Here is a 23,477-nt window from a genome sequence, read left to right as displayed (position 1 = left end):
CCTTTTTCTGGTCTGTATGAATGTTAACTGTTACCTATGTGTCCGGTCATTTGTGTTACCGATGTGTCCGGGTCGGACCTCCCCAACCCTTCTCCCTTAAAAAGGGAGAAGGGAGTAGTGACGAAAGGGAGAAGGGAGCTGTTCTGAGTTATCCGTGTTTAAATCAAATACTAGCTATATGGGACAGTTCAGGATTATTTAAGAGGTGTGGATTGCGAAGCGGTGTATTTTTTTATATCCTGAATTATCGTACTATTTATTGATGAACATATGATAAAGTCATGGATTAAAGCATGGTTTACCAAAGGAGAAGGCCAAGACTATAAAGAGCAACCTGTTTCTCCATCTCCTGCACCTGTTACTCCAAGACCCAATGCCGATTTTTATAATAATTATTTCACACTTATTGCCAGTGGCGCTCGATTAAAGTTGGTAGAGGCAATGTTTAATCTCGATATATTCTCCTTGTTTGAACATCAGGAATGTGTTTCAGAACAGGAAATTATTGATCAATTGCAGTTAATGCCAATTAGAGCGAAGAAGTGGTTGCATCTGCTGAGCTCGGAACATTTTTTAATTAAAACCACAACCAAAGATTATCAGACCGCTTATAAATTACCGAAAGAATTTGTCTTCTTTATGAATAGCGATTTATGGTGGGGTATTCGCTTCTTTTTTGGTACCTGGAGGGTGGGGGCGGAAGAAAATTTAACTGATGTGCTTCGCTTTGGTAAAGTTAAAGTTCCTGTATCCTGGCCTCCCAAGACAGATGAAGAAACATACTGGCTTGAACACTGGATGGCAAAAACAGCAGATCAACCTGTAGAAAATATATTGGCGCAAATTGATTTTAGTACCGTGAGCAGAGTATTGGATGTGGGAGGAGGAGATGGAACAATGGCCTGTGAGTTTGCTCGTGCTCATCCCCATATCAAGGTCACCGTCTACAATCTTCCTAAAGCGGCAGAACTAGCACGACAAAATATCGACTCGCAAGGCTTAAGTGATAGAGTCAGCGTATATGAGGGCGATTTTATTAAGGATGATGCCTTTCCATTAGGGTTTGATCTTATTTTATTTACCCGTGTTCTTTTTGATTGGAATGAGCAAGTTGATAGAAAGTTGTTACGAATGGCCTATCAATGTTTACCTCAAAATGGCCTGGTAGGTATTTGTGAATTTTATAAGGAGGAGAATCATGATCGATGCCTCGCCTCTGAATACCGTTATCTTTTTCATGATGATTTTGCTCCCCATGTAATGAAAACAGCAGCCTGTTATCGAGCTATATTAGAGGAAATCGGTTTTACGGTCGTCATACCCAACACGCAACCAAAGATTGGGTTTTCTTATACCTCTTTAATATTGGCTCAAAAATAACAAAGTGATCTGATGTGATTTATGGGGCGTCTATCGGGTTTTAATTAACTATTTGTGGAGTATTTGTGTTTTCTATACTCCTTATTCCAACGGAACCATTAAGAATTATATGATTATCTCATGGCTAAAAAAGTGGTTATCACAAAGTGACAACAGAATGTCTCCGGAGAAGACTCAAACCTCACTGGAACCCAAAACATATAATGCCGATTTTTATTTGAATTATTTCTCACTCATCGCCAAGGGAGCACGACTCAAACTGGTAGAAGCAATGTTCAGGCTCAACATGTTCTCATTGTTCGAACAACAGAATTGTGTTTTAGAACGTGACATTATTGATCAATTGGGACTTATGCCGAAAAGGGCGCTTAAATGGCTCCATCTTCTTTGTGATGAGCAGTTTTTAGTGAAAATAACAACAGATGATGCTCAGGTGGCATACCGATTACCTGATGAGTTCATACCTCTTCTACAAGGAGAGAGAAAAGACTGGATGAGTATGTTTTTTGCTTCCTGGAGCGAGATTGCCGATGAAAATTTAACAGAAGTATTACGTTTTGGTCCTATCAGGAAACAGGTGTTTTGGCCGCCTAAGACCGAAGAGGAAGTTAAAATGGTTGAGGGGTGGATGACTCATACAGCAGACCAACCTCTTCGTTGTATATTAGATCATATTGATTTCAGCAAGGTGACCAAACTTCTTGATGTCGGGGGCGGAGATGGAACCATGGCCTGTGCTTTTGTAAACGCCTATCCTCATTTGCAAGCCACTGTATACAATTTGCCTCTTTCAGCCGAGTTGGCAAGGAACACCATTGAAGCGAAGCGGTTAAGTGGGCAAGTGGCAGTAGTAGAGGGCAATTTTATAGAGGAAGACACGTTTCCAGTTGGATTTGATTTGATTTTGTTTTCGCGGATCTTGTTTGATTGGGATGAGACCTTGTGCAGAAAATTGTTGCGAATGGCTTATCAGGCATTACCTGAAAACGGTTTGGTTGCCCTCTGCGAATTTTACAAGGATGAAGCGGATCCAGCTTGCCTTGTTGCGGAATACCGGTACATTTTTTTCGATGCTTTTGCTGTACATATTATGAAAACGCCGGAGGAATACCATGCCATGCTGGAGGATATAGGTTTCAAGATCATTATACCCAATACTGAAAAACAGCAGCCCCTCTATGATTGCACGTTGATACTGGCGCAGAAATAGAACGCATATTTTAGGGTTATTGATTAAGCGTTCTGAACGTCCTTTAATTCAGCGTGTATGAATATACACTCATCGCTTATTACTTCTTGTCTCTTCTTATTTTATGCAATAAACCCATTAAATTTATTCGATTTTATAAAACCTCCTAAAGATATTATCACTGTTTTTAGCAAGATGTTCCGGCAATCATTAATCACCTGTAATCGAGCGGGCCTAAGACCTTATCAAACAGGCGCTATTAATGCTATAGCACAACACTCTGATTCTTCAGGATTCCTGAGTATGGCAACCGGTACTGGAAAATCCGTGATCATTGCAAAGCTGGCTTTTGAAGCATTTAACCTGCTTAATGACGGTGAGCATGTCATCATCGTAACACTGCATATCAAGATTATGACGCAATTGTGGCAATCTCTGGTTGATTGCCATATTTTTAGAGGTAAAAGAGAGTTGGTCCCAACTGACCTGCTCATTCAGGCGTGATAAAAAACTCAGGGATGAGTTTGAGTCATGCATGCATACAATAATCGATCGCCTGAGTGAGCTTCCTTTCCATGCATAAAGGTAAAATTATCAACGATCATAAAGTCTCCCGCCTGCCAATAAATTGGGTAGGTATGCTGTTGAATTACTTGATTGATCTGGCTGATTTCATTGGGAGAAAATGGGGTATTATTACCGTAATGACATACTATAGGTAATATGTCTTTAGCGATCAGATACCGATTCATCAGATATTGGTATGTCGGTAACGTGTTTAATTCGCCATAGAGTAAATTGGAATAAAAATTTAAATAACCTGCTGAATTAAACCATAGAGTTTGATTGGTAACAGGATGAGGTACCGCTCCAGGTAAATAGTTGAGAACAATTAAATCAGTACCACCATGTACCCATTTCCATTGCAAACCCTCATTTTTTAATCGTTCTTCAACGTGCTTTTTTTCTTCTGTGCCAAAATAGCTCATCCAGGTTCGGGCACTGCTGGCGTTTAAAATTGATTGGATCAGGTATTGTTTGATGGTTTTACCATGAAAAAATTGCTTGTACACTATGCCATAGTTCAAAATTTTATTTTGAATCGCTTCTGGTATATCCAGCCAAATGGCTCCTGCATTTCCAATAAGTGTTGCCCCACCTTCGGGTGCTGCGGTATTGCAACAAAAATAGATATGGTTGGGTGGGTTTTTAGTTCTGGGTTTTTCATGATGAAGAGGCAAAAAAATATGGGCAGGGAGATCGCTGGAGGTATAGATTTCATTGGCTAATATGGTTCGAGCGATTTCATAATCTTTAGTGCTGCAACGGATACCCAGATTGCATGCCTCGATCGCTTTTGAAAAGCTGTCCACGTCCTGGCAGGAAAAACCTCTAAATAAAAGAGCTCCGTATTCAGCAAGCTGTTTTAAAAATTCAGGGCGATGCTGATGAATAAGCTCAGACAATGCGTCGGGTTTTATATTCTTGGTAGAAGTTGAGTTAACAATCATGGGTATGTTTAACTCAGGATCAATCACTATTTTAAAATCCATTTTATCACCGGATGGTTATTTTATCGCTTCTAAATAAATGGGGCGGGTTTCATAATATAATTTGCCCCCATAGTGGCGATTACAGTATTTCTGGAACACTTCTAATAGATCTTCAATAATATCGTCTACTTCATCGGGTGGAAACGTTTTTATGAAGGGCAGGGTTAATAGTAAATTTTTAAAATAACTGATATCTGGAAAATAAACAGTAGTTGTTTTTAAATTCAATTTTAATCGTTTAAACGGAAGTTTCATCAAGGTATTGAGAACATGATAAAAATAATTTTGATATTCATTGCTGGAGTTAATATATCGTTCTGTTAGAAATTCATAGCGATGTTGCCTGGCTAATTCATAACAGGTTTTATAGATGCTGTTGCTGGAGAACGAGGAAAACAAAGCATATATTCTGCCACCCTCAGTCAGGGCATTATACATATTGGGGAAAGATAAACTGATGTCTGTCCAATGCAAACACCAAAAAGAAAGGATGAAATCAAATTGGGTTGCTGGTTGATAGTTTTCGATATTGTGTTGTTCAAAAGAGAGCGTCTTGCCAGCCCAATGGTGATTCGCATGCCGGATCATTTCCCCAGAACTGTCGATTCCAATCATGTGTCCATTTTTTATATGATCGGCCAGGAAGCGACTGAATTGTCCATCACCACAGCCGACATCTAATATTTTCCCAAATGGTTTCACTTCAAAGCTTTTTCTGAAGTCTTCACTTGTTTCATTTTGAAAATAGTTTCCCTTAGTATAATTTTCGGGATTCCAATCCATATCAGTCCTGAGTGTGTTTCATTTTTTAATTTAATATACATAGTACATGGGTAATTTGGTAAATGAAAAATATTTTTTTGTCCTTAAGAAGTTAAACGTGGAGGGGTATTATGGTGTTCATGAGGTTCGACCAGAAGCTGGGCAATTGCTGTTTTGTTTAAAGTTCTATCTTTCTGATATTTTATTTTCACTTCATGTTGTTCTAAAGATGCAGTCAGGTTTTGCTTTAATTCTGCGTTAAAACGCTCATATAGAGGTTTTTCTCCGGCAATTAAACTTTTTATTTGCCGTTCCAACACTAAAACAAACCACGGACTAGTGTGTGGAAGTATCGCCTCAATAATTTGATGAAATCGATCCTTTTCAGCTGGACTGTCCTTGGTCAGTTGAGAAATAAGTACTGCAAAATCAGTATGTCTTTCTATCGGAGAATGAGAAATAATGAGTTCAAATTGTTTGGGAGTTAATACTCCTGCTGCCATTTTGCAAAACGGTTCCTGAACGTTTCTAAAAATCTCCCAAAATTTGTTTTCTTTTATGGACTGTATTAATTGATCTTCTGTTAGATGGTGCAACATAATGTTCAGACGCTTTTCTCTGTTGTCAATGTCAGACTTATGATTTAGCGGCTTCGCTTCGATCCGCCAAAAATGAGTGAGCAAATTGTTAGAGTCTGATGAAGTGGCGCGTTCTGCAATCATTTTAATTCGATGGTCGGGCAAAGTATTCAATTCTTCAATGAGCTTATTCTCATTAATCAGATAGGTTGTAGCATTTAAATCATGGATGAATGCTTCAAAAGCTTCATCGGTCCAATCTTTTTGTATCACCGGGGTATAAGTAGCATATACCGGTTTAACCGGAGCTGTGACCGTAGCCCATTTAGATGGATGAGGAGTACTATCCCTGCTAACGGATGGGGCTGGTGTTGCATTTTGGATCGTATTTTGTGTATTAATGGCAATATAATGTTCGGTCAATTTGGTCAGTTCAATTTTAAATGAAGCAGGATGAGCTAAATGGGTAATCTGATCGATTAATGCTGTTTTCACTTTCCCTGTGGCATAAGGAATAATTGAAACGAGTTTCCCTAACAGATAAGGATCCGGTTTGAGCTTTTTGATCATGGAATTGAGCATGTCGTGTTTTTTAATATCTGAGGCGAACAATTCCAATTGAATCCGATTTAAGGTATTGGCTGTTGCCTCCAGGTATGAGTCTTTGTTTAACAGACTTAAAAATTCAGGAGAATCAAAAGACGCTGTTAATTGAGCTTCGGATAGAGACTCAAGCATCAACGCAAATTTGTTCCTTTTATAGTCTCTTTTAGAAGGCTCAAATTCAACGCCATTAAATTGTCGCCATAAAGAATCAAGCTCACTTAAACTGCGCGGTCCTTTTTCTTTGATGGGGTTTAGTTTACCTACAAATACGTGTATATCTGTATCGCTCATTTGATTCAGTCTGTCCCAAAATTCCTGGTTTGATACTTTGGTATGTTTCATTACCTCAATCAGTTTTTCGATATAAGGCTCTTTTACTTTGGCTACATCCTTAACTTTGTTTCGTTCAGCTTTTGATTCATCCTGCGTTATCAATTGATTTATGGTTACCGTAAATTTTTTAATATGTTCAGGGTTATTGAAATCATGTGATTCTGTAGTTTTAAATTGTTCTGATTTGGGTTTGACTTGAGTTTTTGCGAAAAAAGCATCCTGAACATCTATTGTTCTTTTTTTGAACGTCAGGTTTGAACCCATATTATCTGATGGCTTGATAACGGGTTTCTGATTCCCGCTGGGCACGGATTCCTCTGTTTCGTTTGTTAATAAAGGGATTTGCAGCGCATTCGAATCTTCTGTTTCTACGGTTGCCTGAATTAAATCCAGACCTAGATTGAACGCGTATACAGTACCCAGTGAGCCAATTTTTACTCCACTTAAACCTGATGCTAAAAGATTTTTATTAGTGATTGCTCCATTGATCAAACCTAATAGTCCACCAAAAAAAGCCAGTGGAGAGGTCAATATAACGCCGAAGGTAGCAATCAAGACAAGAATAAAACCACTGATGTTTTTAAAATAAGCGGGTTTTCCAGAGTGTTTTTTTGGAGATTGCTGAGATTTTGAGGGCTTGGGATCATCCTGAGCCAATTGATTTACCTTCTTTTTTACAGCACTGGTTTCATTAGTTTTCTTTTCAGGATAATCGTTCATCATCATCTCAATAGATTAAAGTACATATCTAATGTTAATATTAATGCACAAATATAAGCTTAACAATTTATATATTAGTCATCATTTGTTAAATAATAAATCAAAAAGGTAATTTAACGACAGAAGCCTTATCTTGAGTGATTTGTAGTGAAGATCGGAAATGCACCATTTCAAGATGCGTTTTTGTTTAAAGTTTGTTTAAAGGAAGTAAAGGATGTATGATTTAGTCACAAAATATATTGAAAAACAAACGTCTCTTCCCCAAAAGAACATTTTATTAGCCGAATTAGAACACATTCAACAATGCACTCATGAATTGCCCTTATTACAAGAATTTATTTTAAAACTTTATGATGTTGCTGAGAAAGAAAACTATTTAAATCGAGATAATGCAAATTCCCCCATACAAAAACTTGCTGAATATCCTCCGATTTATCAGGCCATCAAAAGCTTGGTTGATTATGCTGTTCAATTAAAATTAAATGAGCTCGAACACATCGAGTCGCTAGAACAATTGCATCAATTCAAGGCTTATTTGCCTGCGAATCTGCGTTTCGATTCAAGAACAAAGTTCATCGATGCTGTTCAATATTATTTCAGATTATCATTAATTACTGGTCTCGAACGTAATTTAGAACAATTTAATTGGTGGAGGGATGTTGATCATTATTTTAAGTACCCTCAGAAACTATTTAGAGAGCAAAAAACTCTTTGTGATCGCCTGGATGTTGATGCGATGATATCTTCTAAACATTTTAGCACTCGTCCTCTAGAGCAAGCAATTAGCAGGCACGCTACAGAGTTTCAATTGCAACCAGGTTATATTTCTCTTGCTACTGATAATGCAGCTCAATATAATTCAAAAACAGAAACAGTAACACGACTACTTGATCCATATTATAAATCTGGTGAAAAACGAGTGACTAATTCCGTTGAAACAGGACACTCGGAACAGTACCCCATTCGACTTTTATCTTCAGGAATTACCAATTGCCATACAGTTATCATTCATGATAGCCGTAAGCAATATATTATGCTTCATGTTTCCCCTGCATCAGTACACAACAATATTTTTTTTTCAAGCACTCCCAAAAAAGCTTATCTGGATTTGCAACCCAAATACACCAATCCTGATTTGGGAGTGCAAAAAAACTCAACGGTAGATATTGTTGTTGTGGATAATGTTGGCTGCTTTAATCTGACTCTTTTAAAGAAGAACTTACCCGAAGGTGTTACTATTAATTCAATTCACAAAATTAAACCGGATTTAAGAAAAGGTCAGCCTTATTCGGTTTGTTTCTTGCCTGATGAAAATAAGCTTTATATTAAAGCGTGTGATTATTTCGTTGAGCATGCTAATGTCTTTACGCCGAGGAGTCATTCTAATGGGTTGAATTCGTCAGAATGTAACTCGGCTAAAGAAACGCCGTCTTTAAGAATATAAATCCATCATTAAGTATTAAAGCTACAATGGTTCCATTGTGATAGTATCCCAGGAGGGCAGGTGATCAGTTCTTATGGATCGAGTCATTGGCAAATGGGCTGAGTTATTCATACACTTAAATAGAGTTTGTGCAGAAACGAGACAATTGAGATGGTGTAGCTGCTTTTTAGCATGACGCATGATGCCGAACCAAGGATATCTATTATGAGTTATTTCAAAACAAAGACACCTCTGTGTGATAGTAAAAAAAGCCCTCAGCATATAGGTCTAGAGATTATTCCGCGTTCAGTAGATCTTGGTGGGTTTGAAGTAGGGCGCGTTTTACCTTCCAGAGAAAAACGAACTGTCGGCCCCTTTATATTTTGGGATCAGATGGGACCAGGTGAATTTCTTACTGGAAATGGAATCGATGTGCGCCCGCACCCTCATATTGGTTTATCCACTATGACTTATTTGTGTTCTGGTGCTCTTGAACACAGAGATACATTGGGAACGCATCAAGTGATTGTTCCGGGTGAAGTCAATCTGATGACGGCAGGACGGGGAATCGCTCATTCAGAGCGAACTCCGCAACAAGATCGCCTGTATCCACAGCGTTTTTGGGGAATTCAATGTTGGCTGGCTTTACCCTTGAACAAGGAAGAAATGGAGCCTTCGTTTAACCATTATTCCAGCAAGACCATTCCGGCTCATTATGACAGTAAAGAAATTAATTTACGGGTTATTGCTGGGGAATGGATGGGATTAAAATCACCGGTGGTTACTCAAACTGATGCTTTGTTTGTTGAATGTGCGCTTCAAGCTTCTAACAAAATAAGTATTCCAGAAACTCTGGAGGAACGCGCTATTTATATTTTAAGTGGTGAGATTAAGATTGATAATACGTGTTACGGTATCAATAGAATGCTGATTCTAAAACCAGGTTTCGAGATTAAAGTAACTGCCATTTCGAATGCCAGTTTCATCATACTTGGTGGAACAGCTCTTGATGAACCCCGTTATCTTTGGTGGAATTTTGTATCCAGTAACAAAGAACGAATTGAGCAGGCTAAAATGGATTGGAAGGAAGGGGTATTTGGGAAAATCCCTGGTGATGATCAAGAATTTATACCCTTACCGGAATAATATGAGTGAACTGAAGCAAGATGAATCAGCGCTTCTCATGATGCTCTTTTCAATCAGGATAACGAAAAATAGGTTTGAAACTGGTGGCATCTTCCCAGGTAATCACAGGATCATTGCCGGTGTCCCATTGCTTCCATGATGCATTTTCTTTCAAGCGATGCGGTGCGCGCATCAATTCAAGACTCTGTTGCAGGGTAGATAAATTATCAGCTTCATATACGGTAAGCTGTCTGGAAGGAATTTTTCCCTGGCTGCTGTATCGACAACATCCTGTCCATGTGGGAACATCGGCGAGATTTTTAGGCAAATAGTGATTTTCGTACCAATCATCAAAAACATCCAGTTGCTCTGGTTTTACTTCAACACTGACCATGAAAAAAGGGCGGCTTCCAAAATGATCCATACCTGATCCACGTCGATGCTGATAACGTTGTGTGTAGACGCAGGCACTTTCCAGATGTTGTAATCCATCGATTTTGAATTGTTCCCATTCTTTTTTTTCTTGTTCTCTACCTGGTCGTTGTCTTATTGCTTCGAGGATAAGCTGAGCATCTATATTTGGAGAGCATTCATAGATGGTTAAAAACTGTTTGTTATAATAGCGAAGCGTACCATCTACATTATGCTCCTGGTAACGCCGTGCCGTTTCTAGTTCTGGAACGACCTTCATTAACGTTGGTATGTAGTGGTGATGATAGAATTCATTAAATTCTGCTTCTTTTTTAGAAGTGACACTCAGTTTTACGATGATTATATTTTTACTGGTCATGAGTGACTCCCTGGACTGGATTAATAAACACGTTTTTATAGGCAAAAATTGTTACATCCTGATATGCTTTTATTTTTAAATAGGGCTCTTCTTTTAACCAATCTTCTGCGTCCTGGAGTGAGTTGAACTTTGCGATGATTAACCCCCCTCGAGGGACTCCCTGATGTTGGGTATCTAGTAAAGGACCTGCCAATAAAAGTCTACCTTCTTCCCTTAATTTGTTTAATCGAGCTACATGAGCCTCTCTGCCCAGTTCTCGTGTTTCGCTGGAGTTTTCGCTGTCTGTGCACACGAAAGCATAATAATGTTCAAAAGGAAATTCTTCATACATGGTAGATACCGGTTAAGTGAACATTTATTGTAATTTCGTTATGAAATCATCAGGTTCCGATTCCAGGTCGCTTTAAAAAATTAAAGACATGTATAATTGAAGAATAGATTCCTTTGCATAGGAGCGCAAGTTTTGTAGCTCATTGATTCATATTGAAATTAATTAAAAGCTAAAAAACGAGTCGCTTACGCAATAAATTTACAACCCTATCACCCCTGATCCCCCTCTATTGCGCGCGGGAGAGGGGCGTTCGTTGGTTTTTTGATAAAATAATAAGCGATGGGTTACTTTTTATTAAAATTTCTCTGTTCCACCGTCTCGTAAGGACGCGGAACAGTTTATTGATAATATAGAATGCCAGGTTTTAAATTTTAACTACAAACAGGTAAACTCTAGGACAATCATGGAGCGTTTGCTCTCATAGATAGTATTAAAACCGTTCAATTAAGTCGAAGCAAAGCGTTTTATGAAGAAAAGCTTATATAAATAGTGTTAATTAATGATAAATTGAGTGATTCCAATTTTATTGTATTGATTATGAAGAAGAACAATCTAGCGTCTGATATCAGGACGGCTACATTAGAAGATGCAAAAGCGATCGCGGAAAATCATATTCGTTCCTGGCAGGAAATGTATAAAGAATTCATTCCAGAATCCATATTGCAGGAGCTATCAATTGAAGAGCGAACCCAACAATGGTCAGACCTTATAAAACAAAAGGTAAAAGTATTAGTTATTGAAGTTCATCATAAGATTGTTGGATTTGCCAGTATTTGCGCATTCAGGGATGATCATGGCGGTGGGGTAAAGGGAGAAATCAGCGCCATTTATTTGCATCCTGATTATTGGCGTTTGGGATTAGGCACTAAATTATGTCGCGCTGCATTATCCGAGTTATCATCCTCTGGATATAAAACCATCTACCTTTGGGTATTATCGGATAATTATCAAGCACGAAAATTTTATGAATCTTTAGGATTTCAGGTTACAGGTACAACTAAAATGGAAGAATTTTATGAGGGTGGGGCTTTGCTAGAGGAAGTTCTGTACATGAAGAAGCTGTAATTTTTGTTTGAAGATCAGGACTATGGTGATCGCATTAACACCGGCTTTCACCATGCATCTGTAAATGCACCAGTCAATATAAAAACTATTGAATCCCTCTCTCTCAAGCTTGAGTAACCTCCTCATAGTTATAATTATCGACTATTCAGAATTAATTTTCGTCTTTGCGAGCAACGCGAAGCAATCCATAACGGAGCCTTATTGGAAATCTGTTCTGGATTGCTTCGCGTTGCTCGCAAAGACGGGGTATTTACAGGATCATTGCGCTTTAATAAATACATTCCCGGCGTTATAAATTATCAGGGGATTAATTGGCTCTCAGGCTTATTGAGAATCTATGTAACCATATTGAATTTTATTCTTTATTCATATGGTGTATGTTGCTTTGCTAAATATTTTGGCATATCGTTACCGCTCTTTAATTGTAAAGGACTTCAGTTTATGTTTTTTGATAAATCCTGCGCGTTAACTTCCGAGAAAGCTGATGACGCACGCACCATATTGGCACGCTATGGCATTCGAAAAGAAGAACAAATTACCCGATTCTTCGCATTAGAACGAGCAGGAAGTCAGAACATCCCGGATCTGTTTATTGATGGGCAACAGATTGGCTATCCCGGTTATTATCTTAAAAAACTCGATACGCGCACTGAAGAAGGAGCTGCCTATGCTGCCTGTCTTGATAACATCACCGCGTCCTTTAATTACGACCGATTTGATGGCATACCCGATTCCGCTAAACACGGCATAAGCTCTCCTAATGGAGGATTTTATGTATTATACAATCAGGATGGAGACACGCCAAAACTTGAGGACTCGGTTATTGCTCATGCCTGGGCATGGCGAGGTGATAATGGCGCATTGTGTTTGGAAACTATAGAGGTTTTTTTTGGAGTTAAAGTTAACCTGATCCTTGATATGTACCGTTCTCTAGGGCATATACTGTGTGCTCAATATGATGTTCCTTATGTGCATACCGGGCAGGTGGATACACCTGGTTGTAGTCCTGGATTTTATAATTTCCCAGCTGCTGTTATTCATCCCCTGGATCATCGTCAGCATGCTTATTCTGAAAAGAAACAATTTTTACTGGCACATAAAGAAATGCCTTTTCTCCTGATGGGCGCTGTTCATTCTAATGAATTGAAATCAATGATTGCCAGTGAAATGGAACCTTATCTTGTCGATTTGTTCAGTCAGACTGAGAAACTAATCGATAATATACGTTTACAGCGTATTGTCGCATTGATGATTCATGCTGGTCGAGACAAAAATAATGACCCATTTTTTAAATTGTTACTTGCTGCTGCAGGGCAGCGAATTGACGAATTCCAGGCTTTGATACATGCAAATCAAATCTATATAACGGAACTAAATAAACTAAATTATCACCTTATGCAGCACCATCTGGCCATTGATTTTAGCGCTATTCAACAGGGGGCGTATATCAATGCTGTAAATGACGTAGGGCGAAGCGCGCTTCATTTGGTTCTATACAATACAGTAAATACCCTAAAAACCGTAACAAACCCTATTGACAGAATTCGACACGTCATTGATCAAGGCATTGATCTGGATATTCAAGAAGATTCTTCCGATTACACGGCGTTAATGTTGGCTTTGGATTCTGTTTTATATGGACTTGAGATTCAAATAGGTCGAGATATTGCGATGTTGCTTATAGAACATGGCGCGAACCTGGAGATAAAACATAAATCCGGGTTTACCCCCCTGATTGCGGCCACCAAAAATAATGATTTGGAGATGGTCCAGACTCTGATAAAAAAGGGCGCTGAAATTGAAAACCACGATGCTGAAATGAAAACGGCGTTGTTTTGGGCTGTAGAGTTGGGATATATCCAGATCTTTGAGTATTTGCTGACTCAAGGAGCAAGCCTTAATTTAACCTGCGATATTCAGGGAAACACTCCTCTTTTTGCTTGTGTACAAGCAGAACACCGCTACAATGTTGGCATTCTGTCCAGAGTTTTGAAACAAGAAGGGATTGATTTTAACCATAAAAATGTGAAGGGTAATACCGTACTCCATGAAGCGACACATAACGATGAGTATTTAGAACTTTTATCGCCTTACTATTCCGATATCGCATGGTATGACGCAATAAGTGAACCCAATCAAGACGGTGATACCGTACTGCATTGCGCTGTGGATGATTCGCTATCTCTGAAGTTTATTTTGCAAAGATACAGGGAAGATCATCAAATACTGCAAGTGGTTACGGAACCTAATAAAGTGGGTGATACCCCACTCCATAAATCAGCTGACAAACCATGGTCTCTGCCAGCCATGCTGACTCCCCTGTCGCCGAACTCAAGGGCTGTCGCGGTTAATGCATCGAATCAAAATGGCGAAACAGTATTGTATTTAGCCCTAAAGAACCCAGCGGCTCTCAAAGTCATAGTGAATTTATTAACGCCTGATCAACTATTTGTGGCTCTGACAAAGAGAAATGCCAGAGGACAAACTTTATTGCAATTCGTTGCTTTTTATCCTGAATCACTAGAGCTCATTTGGGAGCGCTTAACTGACGATCAAAGGGTTGAAGCAAATAAAATTCTAATGACTTCCTTATTCAGTAGCCCCAATTCCCCTGAATTGATTAGAACCGTATTAGAGAAGATCCCCCAATACCAGAGACTTGAAGCGATAAAAATGACAGACAGTTATGGAAAAACGATACTGGATCATGCTTTATATCGTATTGAATCGTTAAAAGTTATATTAACCCTGTTACCTGAAGAACATCGGTTGGAGTTTTTACGTATGACCGTTGCATGTAAAAGCGTAGCCAAGCATATAATAGCCAATCCACCCATTCCTGTTATAGAAAACTCCTACGCTGGACAGTATTTGCAAATATATTCTCATGTGGTTAAGCCTGGCAAAAATCAGAATTTCAAGTTTTTTAATAAGAGCTCATTACTTCTGTTAAAATATTTAATTGACGAGGCGATATCCTTTGACGATGTTAAAAAAGTTGTTCCCAAAGATTGGCAAGACAGGAATGATTTTGATGAGCATATTAAAACAGTCTTAAACAATAGATTATCGGCTGAGGTCGAGAAAGACGAAAAGGACATGGAGTACGAGTCAGTTGCGCCTGTATTATAAACGTCTGTGAATATTAGAAGTGACACATTAAAAATTAATCAATTAAAACAAGGAGATATGACGAGTTTCAAACACATATTTAAATCGCAATGAATTTTAAGATGCCATCATGTATTAATTAAAAGCATATTGTTGTATAATATTCATACTTTTTATATGTGTAGGAAACTTCATGAAAAGATCAAAATCAGTCCTCAATTTTCGAACTACATCAGCTCAATCACAAGCAGCTTCTTCTGTTCCGAGTATCAGTGATTTAAAATTAAAACACGCTGTTTTTATGGAAAGCCAAAAAGGTACACCTGCCGAGCTTTCTGAAGCATACAGTAAAATTAAACAACAATTATTTAAAGATCGTTCTATCGAAGTTGCTCAAAATGCCATAAATCATTTGGAACAGCTTTTAGTTGATGTTGAATCGACTTATAAAGGCATTTTTATCAATAGTCTTAAGGCGAAATGCAGGTATTTATTAGCTTGCTGTTTGCTTTATGTAGAAGCTCATTCTGGAACAATAAATTTAGAAACCTGTGAGTCTGCTGTGCAATTAATCAAAAGTGCCGGTAAACTCGGATTAACTGGCTTAGAAAGAGCGATTGAAATTAGTACTGAATATTATGAAAAATCAATTCAGTTTTCTAAATCATATGCAGCACATGTACACAGAATAAGTACCCCGTTACCTCGATCTCCCAGTGGCGCTAAAATAGAAGCATCCCTGCGAAAAGCTGTCGGAGAATCTCTGTTCATTCACCATTTTAATGCAGTCAGAATTTACCTTTTAGAAGAAATGCCAAAGTTAATAGATGAGATGCTTTCCAGTGCAATTGATTATGACTCAAGATTTGGAAAAGAACGATATTTATCTCCAAGATAACTCAAGGGTGGGTAAACTGGTCACAGAATGATTTCAGACACTGCCTATGAATAGTATCTGTTCATCCTGTCGCCAGTTGTACTATTGTATGCGATCAGCCTGATTAATTAACGCGTATATTTTTGAATTGCCAGGGATCATTGAAGTCAACATCTTCCGGGTATAAATTGCCTCTGTTTTTTAAAGGAGTCCAATCGGTATAATACCCTGCGAGTGTCCCTAGATAACTACTTGCTCTATTTAAAATAAATTGATGATCGATTTCTTCGGGTTCAAGAAGCCCTTCATTGGGATGTTCAATCATCCAGGTTATCGCGGAAATCATACCTGCGGTAACCTGTAAGCTCGTTGCATTATTATAAGGGGCTAATTGTCGTACTTCGTGAATACTCAGCGAGGAGCCAAACCAATACGCTCCTTTTTGATTACCCATGAGCAGCACGCCAAGCTCATCTCCTCCGTCGATGATTTCATTTAAAAGGAGGCGGCGTTTAGAATGGTTCTGCCATTCATTACCCCGTAATTCATCAAGAGAAAGCCGGGCATCAGGGCAGGGGTTATACGCATAATGAACAGTTGGTCTGTAGAGCACTTGTTCCCCATTATGAACGGTTAAATAATGAGAGATTGACGTTGTCTCGGGGTGAGTGATCATGAATCCCTGAAACGCACCTATGGACGGTGTCCATGAACGAACAAAGGTACTTGCGCTGGGACGAGTCAGATAGATTGAGCAACGAGGACCAACGGTGTGCATTTGGGCATCAACTGGCCAATGCGCTTCATGTGTCCCCCATCCAATTTCAGCGGGCTGCATACCTTCTAAAATTAAGCCTTCAATAGACCAGGTATTGATAAATTCATTCGGGGATTTAGGTAGCGCAGAGACTTGAGAGTCTTGTTCCGCTATATGTATTACTTTGATGTCAAGACGCTTGGCCAGATGAGCCCACTCCGATGCTGTTGCTGGCATGGAAACAGAGATTCCATTATCAATCGCAATATTCCATAAAGCCTGTTTTACAAAATGCGAGACAAGTCCAGGGTTTGCTCCATGATTGATTAGCGCTGTTTTTTTGGTTTTGCCTTTCAGCTGAAGTATTTTTTCACGTAACATATAATTAGTTCGGTGATCCAAGGATAAATGATTCAATGTGAATTCTTCTTTCCAGAGTTCAGTTGCCGCATTGATAAACAGCGCTTCTTTTTGATCACAGAGTGTGATTAGACTGTAAGTAGATATTCCTGTAGATACGGCAATTAATAGATCATTTTCTTTAAGTTGGTTTCCAATAATCGTTAGATAATTATCTGAGTTAATGGTTTGTATTTGAAAGTTAACACCAAATTCCTGGGCTATCTCTTTTGATGTGTCGTTGTCCGTGATTATAGTTATTTGTGAGGGATGCAGATCAAAAGTGTCCAGTAAAAGTGGTAATAGGGCTTTGCCAATACTACCGAAACCGAGCATAATGATGTTGTTTTTGAAGCTAATTTTAGGATTGATATTTTTATTCATGATTTATCCTTGGCTTTCAATTTTAATCTAGACACAATTTTAGGTTTATGCAAGGTGGATAAGAGATACATTGCTCGGAATCGTTTTCAAAATGAGTATTAAGGATAAAGATCTCTCTGGATTGCTTCACTACGTTCGCAAAGACGAAAATTTATATTGAAATGATTATGTAAAACCCCGTCTTTGCGAGCAACGCGAAGCAATCCAGAACGGGACCTTATTGGAGATGGGTTCTGGATTGCTTCACTACGTTCGCAAAGACGAAAATTTACATCGAAATGATTATATAAAACCCCGTCTTTGCGAGCAACGCGAAGCAATCCGCAACGGGACCTTATTGGAGCTGGGTTCAATTGCTTCGCTTTGCTCGCAAAGACGGAAGTTTATAAAGACGGAAGTTTATATTGAATAGTAGATAATTACCCTCGCTAGAACAAAGAGGTAAATACTCAGTACTTCGGATTTTTCGGGATCAAGTCAGGCTGCGCCAGACGGGTGTTTGTTGATATTAGAAAAAGTAATTTGTGTCTCTATTTAAGTATCTCCAGAACCTGTTCTGGGGGGCGTCCAATGATTGCTTTGCCTTGATATGTGACAATTGGCCGTTGCATTAAGATGGGGTGCTTTGCCATGGCTTCTATTATTTGATCTTCATTTTCCAATGATAAGCCGGACTCTTTAAAAACGGGTTCATTTGTTCGCACGAATTCATTCAGGTTAAAGTGAGATCGTAATTGGTGCAATTGTGCCACATCAAGTGGCGTTTTCAGATAGTCAATTACAAGGGGCTCAAGACCTCTGCTTTGCAGCAGTTCCAGGGTTTTTCTTGATTTAGAGCACCTGGGATTGTGATAAATGGTAATTGTTTGCATGATGATTTCATTTTGGCTTGATCATGGAAATGCCTCAAACTATATCATTTTTTAAGTTGTTTATCTTTAGTTCCGTTTAATTGGTTTGGACGAATTTTAATTGGCAGTATCCATCAAAATTAATTTTTGTTAAAAATTCATTCGTTAATCAATCCTTAAGCTTTAGTGTTTTAAACTGAAAAAAAGCCCAGAGGAGACTATCATGACAAACAAAAAACTAAATGAACGTTTGAACCATGAATTGGATGAACTTGGTGTACCTGCTTTAATGACTGAGCGCGTTCAAGTATGTTCCAAACTTTTTAAATTACCTAAATTTAAAATTGAAGCCTTGTTAAATGGAGTCATTACTTTTGATAATCATTCCATGCAAAAAATCGCCGATGAACTTGAAGTAAGTATGGGTTGGTTAATGGGCGTTTCAAAAAGTAAAACAAAACACTAGGGCCTGTTGACAATTACAGTTTCAGCGTCCCGTACAGGTTGCGGGACGTTGGTATACATTTGATGAATTATTAACAGACCCTGGTCCAAAGGATATTGGTGTATTATTCAGGATGACAATATTCCTCTAGAGAATTACTGTTATCCTGTTATCCCCAATAGTTAAGGGAGGTTTGTTTTACTGTCATTTAAAATATGAGTTTCTGCTTGCTCAACAGCGGTTTCAGACTTTGATTTGGTCGGGGTGAAAAATGTATTAACCTGTCCGAAGCTCACTAACGAAATCACCGCATTTGCCAATGATTTCATGAGATTACCTAGATACTCTCCCCAGTTTAGATCCCTGGCTAATACTGGTTTAGCGGCATCGATTGCTGCTTTACAACTTTGCTTAAATTGCCTTCCAATTTGTTCAAAATTACAATCCATATCCTGTATCTTTTCTGAGTATGTTTGTCGTGCAGTATTTAATGCCAACAATAATTTTTGTGCTTTTTCCACAGCCTCAGGAAATTGATGTTGATTAACTTGGCCAATTCTAGATGCAAGAGAGTCTAAGGCTTCATTAATTTTATCCATAGATACTTTAATTCTATTTTGATGTTGACTTGATTTTAAATCACCTTCATTTTGGGGATTAATATGCTGCTTATCGTTTGCTTGCATATTGGAAGCTTTTAAATCATCCTGAGCTGGAGCTTTTAAATCGTCCTGAGCTGGAGCTTTTAAATCGTCCTGAGCTGGAGCTTTTAAATCATCCTGAGCTGGAGCTTTTAAATCATCCTGAGCTGGAGCTTTTAAATCATCCTGAGCTGGAGCTTTTAAATCATCCTGAGCTGGAACCGTTAAATCATTCTGAGTTTGCTCCTGAGCCTCGGCTTTTTTTGAGGTGGCCGAAGCAAAATATACATTAAATTGTTTTTTTGCGGAAACTCCATCAAAACCTTCGGTTACTTCTTTAACTTTAAAGGCAGCTGCTCGCCTAACGGTTTGTATTACTGAGCCGTAATTTTTCATATAGTCAAATGTCGCGTTAGGAGGCATTTCATCAAATTGACTAAAATTGATCAGTGTCAAAGTACCATCAGCAGCGACTGCAAGTGATGTTGGATAGGGTTGCAATACTCTGGTTTTTAAAGTATTTAAAACCTCAGCCTCAGCTTCTTGCCGATTAGTTCGTTGATTAACTTTTTGATCAATTATTGTTTTGATGTGTTTGTTCAAGAATGGATAATCATTGAGGAATATTTTAATTTGCTCGATAGATACTCCATCTTTTTGAGCTTGAATATTAGCTATAATGCCATTGTATTCATCAAATAGTGGATCTGCATCGGGTCGTAACACCTCTAACGGGATTTCCGCTTCTAACATTCTTTTAATGGCCGAACGTGCTTCTCGAACACCTCGCTCGGATGCCATAAAGTCATCTTGAGAAAAAAACTCATCTCTTCTGCCATTCATCCATTCAATAGATTGTCTAAAATTGTTATCACCACCACATTCCAGTGAGTTACTGATCATGACTCCATTTCGATCTAAAAGGGGATTGTATAGAGCACTGTATGCAGTACTAAAGCAACTTCCTAAAATAACCGAGCTAAAATGAGTTTTATTTTCTGTTAACGCACGGGTAATCGCCTGGAGTTGACTGGAGGATAAATTACTTGAACCCAAAGCAGGGTCTCCATGTCCGCCACCTACATACAGCATGTCAAAATGACTGTCCGAAGGTATCTGTTTTAATTTTTCAATAATATAAGTGACATTTTTTTCATTCCGTCTTCCAGAATCATCTATGCCATTAAGGTGGTAAATAACATGATTTCCTGTCTTTTCTTGAATTGATTTGTAGATGTAATTGCGCACGTGTTCCATTTTAAACAGATGCAACGCACGTTCTAATTGCATGAAGTTTAGCTCTGATGAAGAGTTTGCAAGAGTAATTAATTCATTAAACTCCAGAGGTGCTTTGTCATTTCGTTCCAAGCCTTCGAGAGCACTTTTTAAGTCACTACTTTCCATTGCATCAATATTTCTTATGATTACTGCTTGTCTTTGCTTTTCTTTGTCACTGGGTGCGGGTTTTTGGGCTTCCAGGAATAACGCAGGTAATGCCGTTGCTTGCATTTGTAACCATGTTCCATTGCTTGATGTTACTTTATATCCCAGACGTTCATAGAAATTTTTGGCACGTTCATTATCTGCTCGAACTTGTAAGGTTGTTGAAAATGTCTTGTTTTCAGAACGTCCCGCTTCTTTTAGCATGACTACTTTCATTAGTTCTCTGCCAATACCTCGTCCTTCATACCCATTTTTTACCGCAATATTGCTTATATAAGTTCCGTGGTTACTTTGACCAGAAAAAATGTATCCTATTATTTCGTCAGGCTTCTCTTCTTCATAAAAGATGAAACACGAGCCGGGATTAAAAAAATGATCAAAATCGTCACTTGTCCAACCTCCATCACTTGCTCCAAAGACAGTTCTATCAATTTCCAGGACCTGCATTTTATCGGTTTCATTTAGTTGGCGAATAGGCATGAAATATCTCAACAAAAATTAATATAGTTTAAATTATATCATATGATCTTTTTTGTTTCACGTTGATTCTAAAATAACCACATGCCCGTTGCATTAAAACGATGTAATTACAAAAATCACTATAGGTTTCTATCGGGTTTATTTCTTTGATTGAGCGCTTTTTAAACCAGGATGTCTGGTTCAGGATAAGTGTCATAATGAGCATTTGATGATGTATCAGTTTAAGATTTTCGAGGCGCATAAAGGTCAAACGTACAGTTTGACCCAGAGAAACTAAAGCACTAGAGGATAAGCATTGGGGAGTTTGTTCATCATTACCGTTGATGTTGGAAAAATAATTTTTTATCGCCGTAATTTGATGCCAATAAAGAGCTTTCCAACATTAAAGTGCCTATATGATATTCTTTGCCATTGTAATCACCATATACTTCATATATTGGACCAAAAGGTACTTTCAACAATGAAACTCGAAAATCTTCACGTGAATTTTCCGGTATTATGTTTTTAACCATGCTGGTTGGTTTGAAATAGATTCGCTCTGGATATACTGGAATACCTTGGTATCTGCCATCGATTGTCCAGGCAGCCAAATGCCATAGAGGCAGATTATTTGCTGGCTCGCGGGTCCATTCAAATATTTTTTCTATCGCCTTTAAAGTCCAGCTTGTTGGGTGAGGTATCTGGTTTGAAAAATCTTTTGCAAAATAATTCCAATTTCCTTTCTGGCCTTCAAGTAAATTCATTACTTGTAAATTTACAGACGCATTTTGGGAAATTAAGAATTTAATGGCCATGCCCGGAACATAGCTGTCATCAGAAGGGGCAGTTGCCAAAGACAGCCTGGCTACACCTATTCCTCCAGTTTGATATATGCCTGTAAATGGATGATATGCCGCTGGAATAAACGCGACTTTACCTACTGAACCATTAGCGTGAATAATTTTCACTCGGCCTTCGGGTAGTTCATCACTGGTATAATCAAAAGTAGGTTTTAGGTTAAATAAGCCATTCAGTTTTTCGAGTATTTCTGAAAAACTGTTCCCACTGAATGAAGGCAATGGTTCCAGTTCATGACTTAAGGCAATTTCATGCCATAATAAATCCTGTTTTTCCTCGGCGAGCAGATTTTGGTAATCGGGGGGCAATTGAGCGTATAAAGCCGAATTTAGGATAAAGCACAAAAAAATACTAATAATTAATCTGAAACAACTGTGCATTAAAAACTCTCCTTGTTATTCTTATTGAATTCGGTGACAGAGTATATGAATTACTGTATTTTTTCCAGTTAGGTCTAGGTTTATCTCATCTTGAAAAAATGAAGTATCAAAAGACCCTGGATGTTGTCGCTAAGAGACACCAGTCTTTAACACGATCTATCTGATGTGAGTATGGGCTAGAAACGAAGCCTTATTTCCTACATCTTATGTCTGTAACCCTCTTAACGTCACTGGATTGCTTCGTCGCTGCGCTCCTCGCAAAGACGATTGTCAGCATAATATCGCATAGAAACTACTAGCTCTATGCTGATGCTAAGAGCCATAATTTTTGTTAATCGTGAATGTCAACTATGAAAAATAAAAATAGATGATGTTAAGAATCGTCGTTGCGAGGAGCGTAGCGACGAAGCAATCCAGTGGCGTTAGAAATGATAATGATTAAATCAATTGTTCATAAAGATCTTCCCAATAAGGATTTATTTGTTCAATCAAAGCCAATTTCTTTTTTCTTGATCCGCCTTTTAGTTGTTTCTCTCGAGCTATGGCACTTGTCATATCTTCAATAAGTTCATAATAGACAAGATATTTACATCCATTTTGTTGTGTAAATCCAGGTTCATCCGCATATTTATGTTCATATACTCTTTTGATTAAATTACTTGTGACGCCAGTATAAATCGTCCCATTACGCTTATTCGCCATAATATAGATAGCAGGTTGTTTTGTTGGCATGTATTTTCCTTTTTGTTGGACTATTGAATGACTCAGATACATCGCTCTAGGTCGCTGGATTGCTTCGTCGCTGCGCTCCTCGCAAAGACGAGTTTCAACACCATATCACATAGCAACATCATAACGGATAGACAGTAGTGATGCACCGAGCCAAAATTTTTGTTAACCTTGAATGTCAACTATGAAAAATAAAAATAGATGATGTTAAGAATCGTCGTTGCGAGGAGCGCAGCGACGAAGCAATCCAGTGGCGTTAGAAATGATAATGATTAAATCAATTGTTCG

19 protein-coding genes are annotated in these 23,477 nt (G+C 38.3%); 9 read left to right on the top strand and 10 right to left on the bottom strand.

Annotated elements, in window-relative coordinates:
* Positions 1-270: 270 nt before the first annotated feature.
* From Lqua_RS16785 to Lqua_RS18060, 3 genes are all read left to right on the top strand, one after another.
* On the top strand, positions 271-1,380 hold the full coding sequence (locus Lqua_RS16785) for a methyltransferase (RefSeq protein ID WP_058475430.1): 1,110 nt from the start codon (positions 271-273) through the stop codon (positions 1,378-1,380).
* A gap of 157 nt (positions 1,381-1,537) precedes the next feature.
* Positions 1,538-2,590 (top strand): methyltransferase, encoded by a 1,053-nt coding sequence (locus Lqua_RS16780; protein ID WP_238585604.1) that lies wholly within the window; start codon positions 1,538-1,540, stop codon positions 2,588-2,590.
* 57 nt (positions 2,591-2,647) lie between these two features.
* Complete coding sequence (locus Lqua_RS18060; RefSeq protein ID WP_083501376.1) at positions 2,648-3,073, top strand: DEAD/DEAH box helicase family protein; 426 nt, start codon at positions 2,648-2,650, stop codon at positions 3,071-3,073.
* 8 nt (positions 3,074-3,081) lie between these two features.
* Here Lqua_RS18060 and Lqua_RS16770 read toward each other — a convergent pair whose 3' ends face one another.
* The 3 genes from Lqua_RS16770 to Lqua_RS16760 all read right to left on the bottom strand — a co-directional run bounded on the left by Lqua_RS16770 (position 3,082) and on the right by Lqua_RS16760 (position 7,127).
* Positions 3,082-4,122 (bottom strand): TauD/TfdA family dioxygenase, encoded by a 1,041-nt coding sequence (locus Lqua_RS16770; protein WP_058475428.1) that lies wholly within the window; start codon positions 4,120-4,122, stop codon positions 3,082-3,084.
* A 15-nt stretch (positions 4,123-4,137) separates the two neighbouring features.
* Positions 4,138-4,905 carry a class I SAM-dependent methyltransferase gene (locus Lqua_RS16765; protein ID WP_058475427.1) on the bottom strand — a complete coding sequence of 256 codons (768 nt, stop codon included), beginning with the start codon at positions 4,903-4,905 and terminating at the stop codon, positions 4,138-4,140.
* 83 nt (positions 4,906-4,988) lie between these two features.
* Positions 4,989-7,127, bottom strand: a complete 2,139-nt coding sequence (locus Lqua_RS16760; protein ID WP_238585603.1) for a hypothetical protein — start codon at positions 7,125-7,127, stop codon at positions 4,989-4,991.
* Between the two features lie 208 nt (positions 7,128-7,335).
* Between Lqua_RS16760 and Lqua_RS16755 the strand changes: the two genes are divergently transcribed.
* A complete protein-coding gene (locus tag Lqua_RS16755) occupies positions 7,336-8,565 on the top strand; it encodes a hypothetical protein (protein WP_058475426.1) in 1,230 nt (409 codons plus the stop codon).
* Positions 8,566-8,769: 204 nt separating this feature from the next.
* Positions 8,770-9,690, top strand: a complete 921-nt coding sequence (locus Lqua_RS16750; RefSeq protein ID WP_058475425.1) for a pirin family protein — start codon at positions 8,770-8,772, stop codon at positions 9,688-9,690.
* 49 nt (positions 9,691-9,739) lie between these two features.
* On the opposite strand, the gene Lqua_RS16745 is transcribed toward Lqua_RS16750, so the two are convergent.
* Positions 9,740-10,459 carry a hypothetical protein gene (locus tag Lqua_RS16745; protein WP_065240198.1) on the bottom strand — a complete coding sequence of 240 codons (720 nt, stop codon included), beginning with the start codon at positions 10,457-10,459 and terminating at the stop codon, positions 9,740-9,742.
* On the bottom strand, positions 10,449-10,790 hold the full coding sequence (locus tag Lqua_RS16740; RefSeq protein ID WP_058475424.1) for a YciI family protein: 342 nt from the start codon (positions 10,788-10,790) through the stop codon (positions 10,449-10,451). The genes Lqua_RS16745 and Lqua_RS16740 overlap by 11 nt, the downstream gene beginning before the upstream one ends.
* A gap of 537 nt (positions 10,791-11,327) precedes the next feature.
* Here Lqua_RS16740 and Lqua_RS16735 point away from each other — a divergent pair.
* The 3 genes from Lqua_RS16735 to Lqua_RS16725 all read left to right on the top strand — a co-directional run bounded on the left by Lqua_RS16735 (position 11,328) and on the right by Lqua_RS16725 (position 15,864).
* A complete protein-coding gene (locus tag Lqua_RS16735) occupies positions 11,328-11,855 on the top strand; it encodes a GNAT family N-acetyltransferase (RefSeq protein ID WP_058475441.1) in 528 nt (175 codons plus the stop codon).
* Positions 11,856-12,296: 441 nt separating this feature from the next.
* Positions 12,297-14,987, top strand: coding sequence for an ankyrin repeat domain-containing protein (locus tag Lqua_RS16730; RefSeq protein ID WP_133141119.1), 2,691 nt, complete (start codon positions 12,297-12,299; stop codon positions 14,985-14,987).
* A gap of 172 nt (positions 14,988-15,159) precedes the next feature.
* Positions 15,160-15,864 (top strand): hypothetical protein, encoded by a 705-nt coding sequence (locus tag Lqua_RS16725; protein WP_058475422.1) that lies wholly within the window; start codon positions 15,160-15,162, stop codon positions 15,862-15,864.
* A 103-nt stretch (positions 15,865-15,967) separates the two neighbouring features.
* On the opposite strand, the gene Lqua_RS16720 is transcribed toward Lqua_RS16725, so the two are convergent.
* Together Lqua_RS16720 and arsC are read right to left on the bottom strand one after the other, a co-directional pair.
* Complete coding sequence (locus tag Lqua_RS16720) at positions 15,968-17,383, bottom strand: saccharopine dehydrogenase C-terminal domain-containing protein (RefSeq protein WP_058475421.1); 1,416 nt, start codon at positions 17,381-17,383, stop codon at positions 15,968-15,970.
* 530 nt (positions 17,384-17,913) lie between these two features.
* Positions 17,914-18,255, bottom strand: coding sequence for an arsenate reductase (glutaredoxin) (arsC, locus tag Lqua_RS16715; RefSeq protein WP_058475420.1), 342 nt, complete (start codon positions 18,253-18,255; stop codon positions 17,914-17,916).
* Positions 18,256-18,457: 202 nt separating this feature from the next.
* Here arsC and Lqua_RS16710 point away from each other — a divergent pair, with 202 nt between their 5' ends.
* A complete protein-coding gene (locus tag Lqua_RS16710) occupies positions 18,458-18,700 on the top strand; it encodes a hypothetical protein (RefSeq protein ID WP_058475419.1) in 243 nt (80 codons plus the stop codon).
* Between the two features lie 161 nt (positions 18,701-18,861).
* Here the strand turns inward: Lqua_RS16710 and Lqua_RS16705 are convergent, their stop codons facing one another.
* The 3 genes from Lqua_RS16705 to Lqua_RS16695 form a co-directional block, all read right to left on the bottom strand.
* Positions 18,862-21,243, bottom strand: a complete 2,382-nt coding sequence (locus Lqua_RS16705; protein ID WP_058475418.1) for a GNAT family N-acetyltransferase — start codon at positions 21,241-21,243, stop codon at positions 18,862-18,864.
* Positions 21,244-21,557: 314 nt separating this feature from the next.
* Positions 21,558-22,460 (bottom strand): hypothetical protein, encoded by a 903-nt coding sequence (locus Lqua_RS16700; RefSeq protein WP_058475417.1) that lies wholly within the window; start codon positions 22,458-22,460, stop codon positions 21,558-21,560.
* Between the two features lie 438 nt (positions 22,461-22,898).
* Entirely contained in the window at positions 22,899-23,192 is a 294-nt protein-coding gene (locus tag Lqua_RS16695; protein WP_058475416.1) for a GIY-YIG nuclease family protein, read from the bottom strand.
* Positions 23,193-23,477 lie beyond the last annotated feature (285 nt).

The sequence above is a fragment of the Legionella quateirensis genome (genome assembly GCF_001467955.1).
GTDB classification, from domain to species: domain Bacteria; phylum Pseudomonadota; class Gammaproteobacteria; order Legionellales; family Legionellaceae; genus Legionella; species Legionella quateirensis.
This window is presented reverse-complemented; position numbering and strand designations above follow the sequence as displayed.